This is a genomic window from Microvirga sp. CF3016, from assembly GCF_036314085.1.
GTDB lineage: Bacteria > Pseudomonadota > Alphaproteobacteria > Rhizobiales > Beijerinckiaceae > Microvirga.
In genome coordinates this window covers 41,738-56,393 of record NZ_JAYGGM010000008.1, presented here as the reverse complement: position 1 = coordinate 56,393, position 14,656 = coordinate 41,738, and the positions used below count along the sequence as shown (strand labels likewise).

General features: G+C 63.3%; 9 protein-coding genes. All 9 read right to left on the bottom strand.

Annotation, left to right across the window (positions count from 1 at the left end):
- Window positions 1-10: 10 nt before the first annotated feature.
- A complete protein-coding gene (locus tag VB672_RS13340; RefSeq protein WP_329784683.1) occupies window positions 11-2,212 on the bottom strand; it encodes a hybrid sensor histidine kinase/response regulator in 2,202 nt (733 codons plus the stop codon).
- Between the two features lie 27 nt (window positions 2,213-2,239).
- The gene (locus VB672_RS13335) at window positions 2,240-3,913 is read right to left on the bottom strand and encodes a methyl-accepting chemotaxis protein (protein ID WP_329784682.1); all 1,674 of its coding nucleotides are present in this window, start codon (window positions 3,911-3,913) and stop codon (window positions 2,240-2,242) included.
- A gap of 1 nt (window position 3,914) precedes the next feature.
- Window positions 3,915-4,514 (bottom strand): chemotaxis protein CheW, encoded by a 600-nt coding sequence (locus VB672_RS13330; RefSeq protein ID WP_329784681.1) that lies wholly within the window; start codon window positions 4,512-4,514, stop codon window positions 3,915-3,917.
- Window positions 4,515-4,516: 2 nt separating this feature from the next.
- The gene (locus VB672_RS13325; RefSeq protein ID WP_329784680.1) at window positions 4,517-5,959 is read right to left on the bottom strand and encodes a CheR family methyltransferase; all 1,443 of its coding nucleotides are present in this window, start codon (window positions 5,957-5,959) and stop codon (window positions 4,517-4,519) included.
- On the bottom strand, window positions 5,959-6,465 hold the full coding sequence (locus tag VB672_RS13320; RefSeq protein ID WP_329784679.1) for a chemotaxis protein CheW: 507 nt from the start codon (window positions 6,463-6,465) through the stop codon (window positions 5,959-5,961). Before VB672_RS13320 ends, VB672_RS13325 begins: the two co-directional genes overlap by 1 nt.
- 93 nt (window positions 6,466-6,558) lie before the next feature.
- On the bottom strand, window positions 6,559-8,688 hold the full coding sequence (locus tag VB672_RS13315) for a tetratricopeptide repeat protein (RefSeq protein ID WP_329784678.1): 2,130 nt from the start codon (window positions 8,686-8,688) through the stop codon (window positions 6,559-6,561).
- Complete coding sequence (locus VB672_RS13310; protein WP_329784677.1) at window positions 8,679-9,773, bottom strand: glycosyl hydrolase family 8; 1,095 nt, start codon at window positions 9,771-9,773, stop codon at window positions 8,679-8,681. The genes VB672_RS13315 and VB672_RS13310 overlap by 10 nt, the downstream gene beginning before the upstream one ends.
- Complete coding sequence (locus VB672_RS13305) at window positions 9,770-12,073, bottom strand: cellulose biosynthesis cyclic di-GMP-binding regulatory protein BcsB (RefSeq protein ID WP_329784676.1); 2,304 nt, start codon at window positions 12,071-12,073, stop codon at window positions 9,770-9,772. Before VB672_RS13305 ends, VB672_RS13310 begins: the two co-directional genes overlap by 4 nt.
- 300 nt (window positions 12,074-12,373) lie before the next feature.
- Complete coding sequence (gene bcsA, locus VB672_RS13300) at window positions 12,374-14,569, bottom strand: UDP-forming cellulose synthase catalytic subunit (protein ID WP_329784675.1); 2,196 nt, start codon at window positions 14,567-14,569, stop codon at window positions 12,374-12,376.
- Window positions 14,570-14,656: the final 87 nt, after the last annotated feature.

Here is a 14,656-nt window from a genome sequence, read left to right as displayed (position 1 = left end):
CGCACGAAACTCACAATACCTGCCCGATCGTCGCCAAGAGCTCGCGCTGATCGAACTTCTGCTTGGTAATATAGGCGCTCGCGCCCAGATCGAGACCCCTGCGCACATCGTCCGGGTCAGCGCGCGACGTCATGAGGATCACGGGCAATGGCGAGAGCCGCGGGTCGTTCTTGATGGCCTGCAGCAGGCCGAAGCCATCCATGCGCGGCATCTCCACGTCGGCAATGATGAGATCCACCATGGCCTCTCCCGAGCGCAGCACGTGGAGGGCATCAATTCCGTTGACGCTGAGGAGAACCTCATAGCCCTGGGCCTCCAGGATACTCTTCTCGAGCGTGCGGGTGGTGATGGAGTCGTCGACCACGAGAATGGTCCTCGCCCGGCGCTCCTCGTCGGGAGCCCGCTGGGTCAATCCCAAGCCTCCGGCAGCGAGCCTGCTTTCGTTCCTGACCCAGTGCTCGACAAGCCTGTCCGGGCTCAGCACCAGCGCTGGCATCTCGTTATCCAGGAGAACGGTGCCCGAGACCAGTTCGGTCAGTCCGATCGCCTGAACGTCGCTGACCAGCATCGTGCGAACATCGTGGAACGCATTGACGGCAAGTGCGCAGGTACGGGAACCGTGACGGACGAGCACGGCTTTCACGTATCCTGCCTCGGTGGGGAAGGGGGCATTGGCGGATCCTGTCAGGGCTGCGAGGGTGACGACTGGGACGACAACGTCCTGCCCGCCGATCTCGATCCGTACCGTTGGGCGGCCTTCCACACTTTCCAGCGTATCGGCAGGCAGCCGCAGGAGACGCTCCACCGCATGGGCGGGCAGGCCGAACATCCGCCCCTCGGCTTCGAGCAGCAGCAGCGGCTGCCGCGCCGCCGTGAAGGGCACGTTCAGCAAAACCTCCGTTCCATAGGGATAGCGAGGCCTCAGCAGGACTGATCCCTGCAGCTTGCGGACCGCCTCCGCGACGACGGAAAGACCCATGCCCCGGCCCGACAGCCGATCGACCTCGCCGGCGGTCGAGAATCCGGGCGTGAAGACGAGAGACAGCAGCTGGTCGATCATCGGAGGCGGGTGGCCTGTGTCCCGCGGCTGCAGCAGCCCGCGGTCCACGGCGACCTGCTCGATCCGGGGGAGATCGGGCCCGCGACCATCGTCGCGGATGCTGATAGCGAGCCGTCCGCCGCGGGAGGCGAGTTCCAGGATCACCTCGGCCCGCTCGGGCTTGCCCCTGGCGAGCCGCTCCTCCGGCGGTTCGGCCCCATGGCTCACCGCATTGCGCAAGAGGTGCATCACAGGATCCTTGAGCGCCTGGAGCACCTGCCGGTCCACTTGAATGTCGAGGCCTAAGCTGCGCACGGTCACGTCCCGGCCGGCTTTGCGCGCGATCTCACGCACCATATGGCCGAATCCGCCGAAAACCGTTTCGGCCGAGACGAGGGATACGCGGTCGATGTTGTCGCGGACCTGACGGGCTGCCTGCTCCATGGACCAGCTGGATTGTCGCCTGTCGCGCGACAGGGCGGATACCTTGCGAAAAAGGACCTTCAGGCCTTGATCGAAATCGCGCAGGCGCGGGGCGAAGGATGGGCTGCCGCGGCTCTGCTGCATTGAAGAACTCATGGCGTTCACCTGCGCATAGAGCTGATCCCAATTTCTCCTCAGGCCCCGGATCTCCAACTCGATCTGCCGCAAGGTATCGTCGATCCCTGTATCGGCTTGAAGTTCCGCAAGAAGCCGATGCATGGAATCAGACAGTTCCTCCATCTGTTCGGCATCGACGCGGAGATAGGATCCTGAACCGATGTCAGCGGGTGCAGGCACATCAGACTTGGAAGTCTTCGGCTCGGGTTCGCGTGGCGCAGGCTTCGACGCCGGAGCTGGCAGCGTCTGCGGCTCCGGCGCGTTCAGGACATCAGCCACGAGATCTTCGATGAGGTCGAGGTTTTGGCGCACCGTTGCGATGGTGGCATCGTCCAAGGATCGTTGCCCGTCGAGCACCTGGGAGAAGAGTGCTTCCAGCTGGTGAGCGACCTCCTCCACGGCCGACAGGTCGACGGCCCTGGAGGCGCCTTTGAGGCTGTGCGCCCGGCGAAAGACATCCGTCAGGTCGATTCCGCCTTCGCCTGCATGGTCAAGCGCAGTCCGAATCGCCTGGAGATGCTCGCGATGCTCCGCCTCGAAGGCGGCCAGCAGTTGCTTGCGGATATCCGTCACGATGCGCGTGTCCTCATCGCCGAACGCCTACAGGCGATAGCGCTCGGCAAGGCCGAGCAACTGCTGCGCAAGGCTGGACAGGTTGGCGGCCGCCGTGTCGAGCTGGCGGGTTCCGGCAGCCGTCTGCTGGCTGGCCTGACGGATGTTCTGGAGAGCTCCCATCACCTGCTCGATGCCGAGTTGCTGCTGATTGGTCGAGGCGATGATCTGTTGGAAGGTCTGAACGCTCTCCTGGATCTGTCCGGAGATGCCGGTGATGGTCTGCTGGGTAATGTCCGTCCGCTCCTTGCCGGCGGCGACTCGCTTCACCGCTTCCTCGGTGAGCATCACGGATGAGTTGATGCCGCGCTGAATATCACCCAGGATCGAGCGCACCTGCAGGGTTGCATCCTTGGCCTGATCGGCAAGGGTCTTCATCTCGGAAGCCACCACGGCAAAGCTGCGCCCATTCTCACCGGCTGCGGCGGCTTCGATCGCAGCATTGAGAGCGAGAAGATGCGTGCGCTCGGAAATGTCGTTGACCGAGGTGATGATCTCGCCGACGGCCTGTGTCTTCTCGCTCAGAGAGACGATGTTTTCCGCCACGGCTTCCGCCTGCTCGCGGATGGCATCCATCGCGCGCGCGGTTTCTTCGACGGCCTGCAACCCCGATATGCTGGTCTGAGCGGCCGCCTGTGCGGAGGCGATGACTTCCTGCGCGCGTTTGCCGATCTGTGTGCCCGAATGCGTGATTTCGTCCACGGTCGCGGCAGTTTCCTGAACGGCCGCCAACTGTTCCTCCACGGAGGCCGCCTGTTCCTGAGTCGACGCACGAATTTCTGCCGCGGCGGCATTCAAGTTCTCGGTCGCCTCACGGCTCTGTTGAGCGAGTTGGCGCAGGCCCTCGACCATGGTGTTGAGCGTTGCCCCGAGATGCCCGATCTCGTCCTTGCCGGCAACCGCCATCTGGCCGCCAAGTTCGCCGCGGCCGACCCGTTCGACGAAGTTCATGAAGGTGCCGAGGGGCCCAGTGATGGAGGAACGCAGAGCATAGGTGATCAGGATGCTCAGGAGTGCCGCACCCGCCACAGCCAGGATGATCGACATCCGGCTCTGCTCGTATGCCTCACCAATCCGCCTCTGTCCGATCGTGATCGCTTCGCCCAGGCCGCTGCGAGCTTGAACCAGGTTTCTGTTCCAAGATTCGCGGCTGGTGTTCAGGGCGTTCTGGGTGGCAGCCAACGCTGCAAGGTCGTTGCTCTGCTGAGCCGCGAATTGACGCTCTGATGACGAGCGGAGCTGCCGCAGATCTCCGCTGGCGCGGCTGAGGATCTCGGCGATGCGCCGCCAGGCATCAGCCCTCTGCGGTGTGATCGACCGCGCGGCGAAGTCGTTCACCGTTGCCAGCGCCTGCGCCATCGCGGCCTCGGTCGCGGCGGCCTGCTGTTCCCAGGAGCGGATCAGATCGTCACTAGCAGCTTGCTGACCAAGGGAGCGCAGGAAGAAGCGCGATAGGATTTCCTCTCGCAATCCCCGCATGTTGTTCTGCAAATCGCCCAATTCTTCGATCTGGCGCATCAGTGCCAGATCGCGCGTCACGATCGTGTCCGTCGATTGGCGGACATCGTCGAGCTGGTTGATGGCGTACATGCCAAGCCCGACCATCAGCGCGACGATGACGGCAAAGCCGAGAAGGATACGGTTGGCGATCGAGATCGTCACGTCAAACTCCGGAAAGAGAGGAGGAGGGCAGGAAAGGGCGCAGGAGGCGGTCGATGTCGAGAAGAGAGAGCGTTTCGTCTTGATCCGCGCGACCGGACTGAATTTTGCCATACCCGGTGACGGCATCATTACGGAAACCTGCAGCCTCCTCTCCCGTTAGGGGAAGAATGTCCGCGACCGTATAGGCGCGCTCGACCCTGAGCGCCACTTGCGGCTGCTCGCGACGCAGCAGGACGAAGTGACGGTTCTCAATATCCGCTGAGGATGGTTCGAGGCCCAGTGCAAGACCAAGATCGATCACGCTCACCAGCCGTCCGCTCCGCCCCAATAGGCCGATCAGAGCGGGTGGCCCGCCGGGAACCGGGGTGCAATTTTGCGACGGCAGAACCTCCGCCACCCCATCGACTGGAATGCCGAAGCGCTCGCGGCCCGCGCCGCAGACCAAAGCACGGGGCAAAGCTTCTGCCGGGGCTGATGCCGCATCCCTTCGGGCCGCGAGGCGTTCCGTACGCTCGTCGAGGATCTGCTGCACCCGCTCCTCGGCGGAGCGAATGCGGACCCGTTCCATCTGCCTCAGCTTGCGACGCACAGACTTTGCCATGGTCACCTCCGACGCTTAGACGGCGCTGACGATTCGAGATGGACGCGGACCAGATTGCGCAGATCCTTGGCGGTGACACCGTCCGCTTCCTCGAGCAGGCGGTCATCCGGCATTGCAGCGGCAATGCGAGCGGCATTGGTCAGGGCGCGCCGAGCCGGCCCGGATCGCCCCTCCGCAAGCAGCAGCAGTCCAAGGTGGTAGTGGGCCATGGCAAAGCTTTTATCGAGGTAGATGCATTTAAGGAAGCTCTTCTCAGCATCAGCGGGTTGTCTGAGCGCCTGCAGGACGAGGCCCTGATAGAAGTGGAGGGTGGCGTTCAGGGGCTGAGCGGCAAGGGCCTTCCGGCAGAGAGCATCGGCTTTTGCGAAAGCGCCGTTATTGGCCAGGGCCCTGATCTCATCCAGCGGGGCATCCGGAGCTCGAGCGGCAGGGGACGCAGGGGAAGGCGGCGGAGCTTCGACAGGACGGGGACGAGTTTCCCGGCTGACCTGTCCCGCAGGCTTCGGATCAGGGAGGAGCGGCACCCAACCAGTCAGATTTGGCTTGCGCTGATCAGGCGGCAGGGCTGGAGGAGGCACCTGGCCGGATTTGGCCCGATAGGCCACTGTCCCTGGCAGATTCAGGGTCTGCATCATGGTCGAGAATGCTGGGTTGGGCTCCGCATGGCCCAGCAGCATCCAACCGTCCTCGGCGAGGCGGTCACGCAGGGCTTCGACGATCCGGATCACAATGTCCGGATGGAAGTAGATCAGGACGTTCCGGCAGAGGATCAGGTCGAAGTCGGTGAGCTCAAGCGGCGAGGTGCCGTCGAGAAGGCTCAGGAGATTGTGTTTCTCGAAGCGGACCAGGGAGCGGAATTCCGGCCGCACCTGCCACTGGTCCTTTCCAGCGTCCAGGAAAAAGCGCTCTCGCTCGGATGCCGGCATCGATCGAAGCGCCCATTTTCCAAACCGTGCCTGCTTGGCAAGGTTGAGGAAGCTGTCGTTGATATCTGTACCGACGATGCTGACACGCCATCTTTCGAGGTTTCCACCGAGAATCTCGTGGGCCAAAATGGCAAGAGAATAGGGCTCCGCTCCGGTTGAGCAGCCTGCGCTCCAGATCCGCAGCCGTCGCGTGGCGCTCTTTCTGTCGATGATCTCGGGCAGGATCGTCTCGCGAAGAGCCGCAAACTGCTCTGCGTAGCGAAAAAAGAAGGTCTCGCCGATGGTGATCTCCGTTTCCAACTTGCCCCACTCGGCAGGGCCGGAAATCGCATCATCCAGAAGATTCAGATACAGATTTGAATCGGAAAGCCCCGTCGCGCGCAGACGCTTGCGGACGCGCTCCCAGAGCAGGTCGTCCTTGTCCTGGTAGTAAAAATGCCCTGTACGCTCGATGATGCGGCTTTTGAGTTGAGGAAAGCCGGCATCGATGAGCGGGACAGCGGGTGCGCGTGCGGCCATCAGGCCGGGACCGTCCATTCGCTGAGCCGGTTCTGTGCCTGGCGTCCGAGCTCCGTCAGAACCTGCTGCTCCTCGGCGAGGAGAATGCGCTCGACCGAAAGCAGATGGACGAGGCGCCCGTTCCATGTGACCTCCGCCTCGACGCAACCGTTCAAGGTGCCTTCCTCATCGACGGATGAGAGCTGAGACGCATCTATGCTTGCGACATCGACAACCCGGTCGACGAGGAGCGCGGCCATCCCCTGTACGCTGGATCGGTCGACACGGATCAGATGACGATAGAGATCCGCCTCGGCATTGCCCTCACCCTGCTGAAGCCCGAACAGCACATCGAGCCGGAGGACCGGAACCGCATGGCCGCCCAGGTTGAAGAAGCCCGCCACCGGCCGCGGCAGGACCGGGGGGCGCCACAGGCGCGGCAGCGGCAGAAGCTCGCGTGCTGCGCTCCGGTGCAAGGCGCAGGCGGTTCCGCACACGTCGAACACTATGATCTGCAAGCTGGCCATGAATTCGAGTCGAGGGAGGTCAAGGATAGGCTGAGCCTATTCGCCCCATAGATAGGGGCAAAGCTCAGCCTGGCAACCACCCCCGTGCGATCGCTAGTAGCGCATCTGGCCGGTGACTTCGCGGATGGCGTTCAGTCCGGCAGCGGCTTCCTCGGAATAACCCGTCTGCTGAACGGCGCGGAAAACCTTCTCCGCGTCGCCGTAGCGACCGAGCTTCAGATAGGACCAGCCGCGAATGAGCAGGAGATCGTTCTGTTCCGGGACGATCCTGGCCCTTTCGCTCAAGGCGAGGAGAGTTTCCACATAGCGCCCGTCGCGATAGGCCGCCAGCGCCCGCTGCGTCAGGATTGAGGCCCCGAGTTCCACGCGACGCTCGCGGGTCTGCGGCGCCTCGGCGGCCGCAATCGCCGCCTCGGATGTCAGATTCTTGCGCAGATAGGCAAGGGACTTGCCGTAGGCCGCCTCCTCGCGGGTGCGGCTGCTGCCGGTGGCGATGGCCTGATCGAAAGCGGCCACGGCTTCCATCGGACGGTTGATCTCCATGAGGCACCAGCCGCGGGTGAGAGCGCTGTCGCCTGACAGGCCGGCCGGATTGCGCGTCATGGCGCAACTGCGCCCGAGGGCCGACCGCGCTTGGGTCTGCCGGCGCCGGACATTGTCTTCCGTCCGGGAGAAGGTCTGCTCGGTTTCGACCTGTTCGACTGTAGCCTGACGGGGGACCAGCCGGGGCTGGACCGGCAGCGGAGTGCTTTCGACCGCCTGCGCCATGGGAGCCTGTGCGGCAATGGGAGGCGTGGCGGCGGGCTGTCGTCCGGAGGGCGGGTTGATCCCGTCCGCCAGATCCGCGATGCGCTGAGAGCGGCTCCGCCATTGGGCAACCACGGCGTTGAAGCCGGCACGGTCGTTCAGACGCTGGGTCGTGAGAGCCAGCCCATAGGCGGAGGCCTCATCGTCGGCCTTCCAGCTCAGGGCCGTGCGGAACCAGTCGCGCGCGGTGCGGATCTGCTGGGTGTTGTAGGAGTACCAGCCCAGGGCCTGGGCTGCATCGGAGAAGCGCTGTGCTGTGACGACGGGAACGATTCGCGTCAGTACCTGTGGTTCGAGGCGCGGCGGCGGGTCCTGGCTGAGAAGCGCCGTCGCCACGTCGAGATAGATCTTCATGTTTTCAGGCGCGCGCTCCCGCCATTCATAGGCAAAGGCTTCCGCTTCGGAAATCCGTTCGAGCGCGCGCAGCGACATGGCGTAGCCTTCGGCCGCCTTCGCTCCGGCGTTGCGGTCGAGAGCCGTCTTGAACAGTTCGAGCGCCCGCGCCGGATTGCCGTGATGGTAATTGTACCACCCGAGAATCAGAACGGGGCCGGACTCGTTCGTATTCTGGATCAGCCGCTCGACGACGGTGAGATCCTCGGCCGACGCGGTCATCTTGCTGTCCAGGGAGGCCCGCTCGACGCGGCGGCGAGCGAGCTCGTCCCGGATCGAGCTGAAATCGTCCGGAGATTCGCCGGTCTTGCGCTCGAACTGCAGCAGGGCGGTCACCTGCTGCTCAGGAAGCAGAGTCAATGCCTTTTGCAGGGTTGCCAGGCGCTCGCCCGGGTTCGCGCAATTCTGCAGGAGATAGGTGTACACGTCCCTCGTCCGGTTGGGCTGATCCGTCCGGGCAAAAGCTTCCGCCACGCGCCACAGCACGTCCACGTTGACGCACGTCAGGAGGCTGGGCGCTTCCGTGGCCACCTGCAGGACCGTCCGCCATTGGCCCGTATCCGACGCATTGGTCAGGCGGCGGCGCGCTTCGACTGTCTCAAGAGCCGCGACGAGCTCCTCAGGGGCCTTCCAGTTCGGGTCTGACGTCTGGCGTTCGGCAATGGCGGCGCGGACCTCGGCGATCCGGTCTTCCCGGTAGAGGTTCCACAGGCGCTCGATGAGCGGATCGGGCGCCGCAGCCGCGGCGCCTCCCGACAATTGCGACAGATCGCTTGGGGGAGTCCAATTGGGATAGAGGGCACGCAATCGTGCGATTTCCGCATTCACCCGGCGGGTATCGCCCTGGGATGCGAAATAACGCAGAGCGGATTCATCGACCTGAGGCTGTGATCCATTCGCCGCAGGCGTCGGCGGCGGTGATTGGGCCGGCGGCTGATTGGTGCCGGAGCCCGTCTGCTGCGCGATCGCCGCGAAGCCCAGGATTGCAACCGCAATCGTTATGGCACTGCCGACTAGACGCATTGCGGATACTTTTCCCCGAGCAGGGACTTCGCCAAAAGATACAGGGTCGACGGATAGTAGAGGCTCGGCTCGAAGGTCTTCAGCGGCTCGGGAACAGGCGTTCCGTCGAGCGCGCAGGCCAGAGCGGCTGGCAGAATGGCGTAACCCTGATCGGTCAGTTGCTCCCGGACCTGTCCGGTCATCACATTGACCACGGCAACCCCTTCGTTTTCCGCAGACCAGCGCTGTTTGAGTGCCCTCAGCCACTCCATATCGGTCATCCCTGCTCTCAACAGGTAAAGCGGTATCCTTAACGAGTTGTAACCAAACTCGGGAGGAAAGCCATCTGCCGGTTGGGGTTGCAGTCCGTTCTGAAGCGAGAGCCAGTCGGCAGGAAGCCTGATACGGCCCGAGGTAGCCTGTTGCAGCAGCATGACTCCGTCCCGCCAGACCCGGTTCCATTCGTATTCGGGTGCCAGGGCCGCGAGGACCGGGAAGGTTTCGAAGACCCAGTAGGAGAGGTTGACGACCGGACCATCGGGACGGTCGCCTGCGCCGAAGCCATGGGCACCGGGCAGGAGAACCAGGGACCGGCCGCTGCGGCTGAACGTGCTTTTGCCGATGGCCTTGGCGAGCTTCTGCGCGGCTGTCGTGTAGCGGGGTTCCTGCCAGGCCGCTCCCGCCTTTGCCAGGGCATAGGCGATCAGCAGGTCACCGTCGGTGGCGTTGTTGCGGTCGGTGACCCGCGGCTTGCCGGCGGGATCCCATTTCCAGGCGGCCAAGCCGTCGTCCCGGATGAGAAGTTCGGTGAAGGTGAAGTTCCAGATCTGCTCGAAGGAGCGCCTGTCGGCGGCAGCCAGGGCCAGCAGCAACCCGTAGCCCTGTCCCTCGCTGTGACTGATATTGCCATTGGCCGTATCGACCACCCGCCCGTTATCCTCCACAAACCGCGAGCGATAGGCCTCCCAATCGGCCGGAGGGATGGACCCGAGCAGATTCAGAGGCTGAACGGAGAGGCTCTGCGAAGATGCCATGGATGTCATGAGGAAGAAGGCGGCAAAGAGCCAGATCAGAGTCTGGACGGGCCTTGGGATCTGAGATCTCATGACCGACGTCCCAGACGGTTCAGGAGCAGGGAAGTGGCGATGCCCAGGAACGTGCAGCAAGCCAGCAGGAGAAGCGCGTAGGGCAGAATGTTGGCGGACATCCAGTTCGCCGCAACGAGGCGCAGGTTCGTCAGGGATGGGGGCTGCGTCTGCACAAAGCGGTAATCCTTGATCGGCTCGACCTGCAGCTTCATCTCCCTAGGCTCGAGAGCGACAGCCCGGCCCGTGACCTGGGACCAGATTGCCGGGTTGGCCAGCCGGGCCATTTCAGCCGCCAGAGCCTTATCTGTCCTGGCCGTCACCAGGGTCCACACCCCGGATGCTTCGGTGCGGTTCTGCGCAATGAGAAGAGAAGCACGCTGCGGCGGCTCATAGGGCGCATCGGCGCGCTCTTCCAGCGACAGGGAACTGAGGGAGAGGCTGAAGGTCTTCTCCAGCCAGTCCTGCAGGGTGCCTATCGTCTCCTGTAAAACGCCGCGCCGTTGAAACGTCTCCGCCCAGCGCTTGCGAACCTCGTCCGTCGATGCGGTGGCCAGGCGGTCCGGAGAGACCTGAGCGGCGGGAAGGCTGAAATCCGTGCTCGCCGTCTGTGGCCCAGGCCCGTCGCCTGCAGCCGGCGTCGAAGGCCAGATCATACGCAGATGCTCCGACACCTTCACGCGGTTGAGCAGCCCGGCCGGGATCTGATCCACGGCGCCGATGAAGAGCACCGACTCGTCATCGGCTGATGCTGCATTGGAAAACTGCGCGCGCACCGGAGCGCCGGCGCTGCGAGCCATGCGGGCGAGGAGCGTGCCGGCGGCGGAATAGTTCAGAGGATCGGGCCGGGCCAGAACCACTGTCGTCGGAAGATCCTCGTCGGGGAAATGGCCTGCGCTCAGAACAGCGAGATCCGGCAGGCGTCCGATGCGTCCATAGGTCGGAAATTCCAGGGCGGTGGTATCGAACAGAACGAAGCGGTTCGTCTCGGAAAGGGTCTCTCCCGGAGCGCAGCGCTCATCGGCGTCCGTCAGCAGGATAGCCTCGACACTGATGTGGTTCAGTCCGGATCTGAAGTTCCTGAGAGGCACTCTGACGTTATGTCGCCGGACGATGTCCCCTTGCGAGGTGATCGTCATCTGCGTGCTGATCATGCCGTTGACATACACGTTGACATGGCTGCCCGGCCGCACCGCCGACGTGTAGGCAGCATCCAGATGCAGGATGGCCTCGCCATATTCCGTGGCGTAGAAATCCGAGGGAAGGTTGATGGAAAAGCCGGTTTTCAGCCGCCGTCCGGAGAATTCCTGCGTCGGGACACCCAGATCCGCGAAACGGAACGATTGGGAGCCGAAGGCGGTCGGAACTTCCGGCCAATGCCAGGAGGCGGTGTCGATCATGCCGCGTTCCACCTGCGCGGCATTGAACCCCCGCGCTCCGACGATGCCGATGGCGGTGTCGAGATCCTGCCAGGTCGGTCCGGAGACAACGAGGGTTGAGCCCAGGGAGCCCGGCTCCTGCATCATCATGGTGAGCGGCTGTATCCCCGCCGCGTCCGGTACCCCGGCGATCAGGCCGCGCAACTCGCTGGCCAAACCCATGGCCACCTTGATGGTGCCGATCGGAGATGGGCCAGGATCGGATTCCACCACCTGGATGACGGGATGGGCATAGCGGCCGCGCAAGGCAACGAGTTGCACGAGGCGCAGCAGGCGGTCGCGGATTTCCGGGCGGTAGATCTTGGGCGCGATCACCCGGATCGTCGTCACACCCGCGTTATCGACGCCGATGGCAGGTAGGTCGTCCAAGCCGCGCAAGGTTTTGGTGGCGCCCTCGGCGAAGACGAGCTTCGTGGAGGCGGAGTCCACGTCGGTCCACAGCTCGTAGGTGGCTTCGACCGTGCAGTCCGTCCGGTGGCGCTGGAAGGCCTCCATACGGATGATGTTCTGTCCTGCCCGCAGGAGACCGGGGCGGATCGAGGCCGTCAATCGTTTGATGTCGTTGGATGAGGAGATGGGCGTATCGATGATCGATTCGCCGTTGATGGCGATCCTCAGGCGCGATCCTTCGGGCATCACGACGACGGCATTCTTATAACCGAGCGCGATGCTGGCGCCGCTCGATGCCTCGTCCTGGGTGAGATGGAATGTCCAAGATCTCGCATCCGTCTCACCTTCGAGGCGGATGGTCTCGAACGGCAGGATAGGTCGCTCGATGCGTGCTGCGCTTCGGGCCGCCGTGGCTGCCGGCGCGGTGAGTCTGGCAGGAGCCGTGCCGCCGGCCTGCGGAGGAACTGCCGGAGCAGGGCGCTGGGTCCCCATGTTGAAGGCCGGAGCAGCACTGGAAGGAGGCGCTGATGGGGGCGGCGATGCAGGCCGTACCGGAGCGGCCGGTTGCGATGCGGGGGGCGTTGTGCTTCCTGCACCCTGCGGGCGCATGTCGAAAGGCGCCGCCGGCGGAGCCTGTTGCGCCGGTTCCTGCTGTGGTGCGGGGCGAGTAGCCGGGGGCGTGTTCGACGCGCCGGGCGACATGCTGAACGGTGCCTGCGCAATGGCGTTTTGCATGCCCAACGCTTGAGCGGCCAGCAAAGAAAGGATCAGAGCCCGACGCACGAGAGACCTCTACTTGACGGCCGGAGCCACGGACGGCGCCGGAGGATTGGAGGTGCCGATCTTCTGCAGGCCGAAGAAATAGGAGAGGCCCCGTCCCGTCTGGTAGAACGCGACCATGAAGAACCAGAGCGTACCGCGCAGAACGCCGATGTCGTGGTGTCGGTTCTTCTGGAATTCGCTCCACTGATCCGCATTGGCGAAGACGAGATCGGCGATCATCCGGCGGTGTTCGGGCCTCTCGATCAGGAATCGGCAGCCAAGCAAAAGCCCGTTGCCGTCCATGCCGACCTTGCGGATCTCTATCGGCAGATGCTGAACGGGAAGGCTCGAGAAGGGTTGGAATTCGAGGGTGCCCGACGCTCCCTTCTTCAACTTCGGCTCCGCGGACGGCGGAACGTGAACCCGTGCGCCTCCGACCGACACATCCTTCAGGACCGCGTCGATGACCTCGTCGCCCATGATGAAGCGGCAGGGTCGCTCGACGCGAACCCGATGGCTCTGGCGCCTCGTGGCGCGCTCCGACACTACGCCCAAAGCGCAGCCTGCAATGATGAGGTTGAGAACGTTCCAGGCGCCCGTCACCAAAGTGAGGTCCGCCTTGTAGGGCTCGGCCCAAACGCGTACCCCCGTGGCGATGACGCCGAGGATCAGGATGCCGAAGATGATGAAATAGGGTGTTCCCAACTCGGAAATGCGGCTTTCGTCCATCGTCTCGTTCTTGGACGTGACCTTGAACGTGGGTTTGCTGGGATTGGCGATCACCGACAAAACGGCCGGCAGCAGGTAGATCGTCTGGATGTATTCGTAGAGATCCGAGATCCACGGCCAGCGATAACGGCCGTAGAGATAGTTCTGCATCATGAAATTCACCATCATGTAGGTGAAAGTATAGGCGAGAAACTCGCCTCCCGATGCGGTGAAGATCTCAAGCGAGAAAAAGAGATAGCAGAGCGGCGAAACGAGGAAGCAGAACCGCGAGAACGGGAACAGCCAGAACATGCTGCTCGACATGTAGCACAGCCGCTGCGAGATCTTCAGTCCGCGCTTGAAGGGCGGAAACTTGTAGCGCAGGATCTGCATCATGCCCTGCGCCCATCGCGAGCGCTGGCCGATGAAGCTTGCGAAGCTGTCCGGCTGCAGACCGGCGATCAGTGGCTTGTCTACATAGACGCTCGTCCAGCCGCGGGAATGGAGCTCGAGGGCGGTCTCGCAATCCTCGGTGATGCTGACGCCGCTGAAGCCGTTGGTTTCCTGCAGGGCTTCACGCCGGAGCACAGCGGCCGAGCCGCAGAAGAAGGCCGCATCCCACTTGTCGAGGCCGCGCTGGATGACGCCGTAGAACATCTCGTTCTCCGACGGCATGGTCTGGAAGGTGCCGAGATTGCGCTCCAGCGGATCGGGATTGATGAAGAAGTGCGGCGTCTGAACCAGGAACAAGCTTTTGTCCGTGGTGAAATACCCGACCGTTTCCATCAAGAAGCTGCGCGCGGGGGCATGATCGGCATCGAAAACGGCGACCAGATCGCCGGTCGAGTGCTCAAGACCGTTGTTGAGGTTGCCGGCCTTGGCGTGCAGGTTGCGCGCCCGGGTCAGGTATTTCACATCCATCGTGGCGCAAAGAGCCTGCAGTTCGGCGCGGCGCTCGCGGGCCTGATGGGCGGTGTTGGCGTTGCTCGAATTGCACTTCTCGTCGGTGCCGCCATCGTCCAGCAGCCAGACTGTGACCTTATCGGCAGGATAGGTCATGCCTTTCGCCGCCGCCAAGGTTGTCGCCAGAAGGTCGGCGCTCTCGTTATAGCTCGGAATGAAGACATCGACGGTCGGCAGGTTCTGCGGGTCGATCTGGGGCGCCTTGCGCGATTTCAGCGGACTCGACACCACGAAAAGGCTGAGGAACAGCATCATGACGCTGTACATCTCGGCCAGATACAGCAGAAACCCCGGGATGAAGCTTGTGACTTCGGTGATCGGCGGGATTGTGCTGGTCGTGCGCCAGAAGACGTAGCGCAGGACGATGGCGGTGCCGAGGGCAAGGGCGATCAGTCGCCAGATGCCTTGGGCGCGGAAGAACTTGAGGATGATCATGCAGGCCACGACCGTGAGGCCTGCAACGAGATGTGCCTGGAGGCTGATAGGAAGAGCAACGACCGAGACGATCAGTATCGCCGCCACAGCCCAGAAGGCCACGATAAGACCTGCCCGCATCGTCTGGATTCTCGGTTCAAGATTTTCGCGTGAGAGATTGCACGCTTAATCCAAGACTAAAGTCGGGTCCATTAATATATTGATAGA

Excerpts from the sequence above, each read along its gene's own strand:
- VB672_RS13330 (WP_329784681.1), bottom strand. The coding sequence starts at position 4,514 with ATGGCAAAGTCTGTGCGTCGCAAGCTGAGGCAGATGGAACGGGTCCGC.
- VB672_RS13325 (WP_329784680.1), bottom strand. The coding sequence starts at position 5,959 with ATGGCCGCACGCGCACCCGCTGTCCCGCTCATCGATGCCGGCTTTCCT.
- VB672_RS13320 (WP_329784679.1), bottom strand. The coding sequence starts at position 6,465 with ATGGCCAGCTTGCAGATCATAGTGTTCGACGTGTGCGGAACCGCCTGC.
- VB672_RS13315 (WP_329784678.1), bottom strand. The coding sequence starts at position 8,688 with ATGCGTCTAGTCGGCAGTGCCATAACGATTGCGGTTGCAATCCTGGGC.
- VB672_RS13310 (WP_329784677.1), bottom strand. The coding sequence starts at position 9,773 with ATGAGATCTCAGATCCCAAGGCCCGTCCAGACTCTGATCTGGCTCTTT.
- VB672_RS13305 (WP_329784676.1), bottom strand. The coding sequence starts at position 12,073 with ATGGGGACCCAGCGCCCTGCTCCGGCAGTTCCTCCGCAGGCCGGCGGC.
- bcsA (WP_329784675.1), bottom strand. The coding sequence starts at position 14,569 with ATGCGGGCAGGTCTTATCGTGGCCTTCTGGGCTGTGGCGGCGATACTG.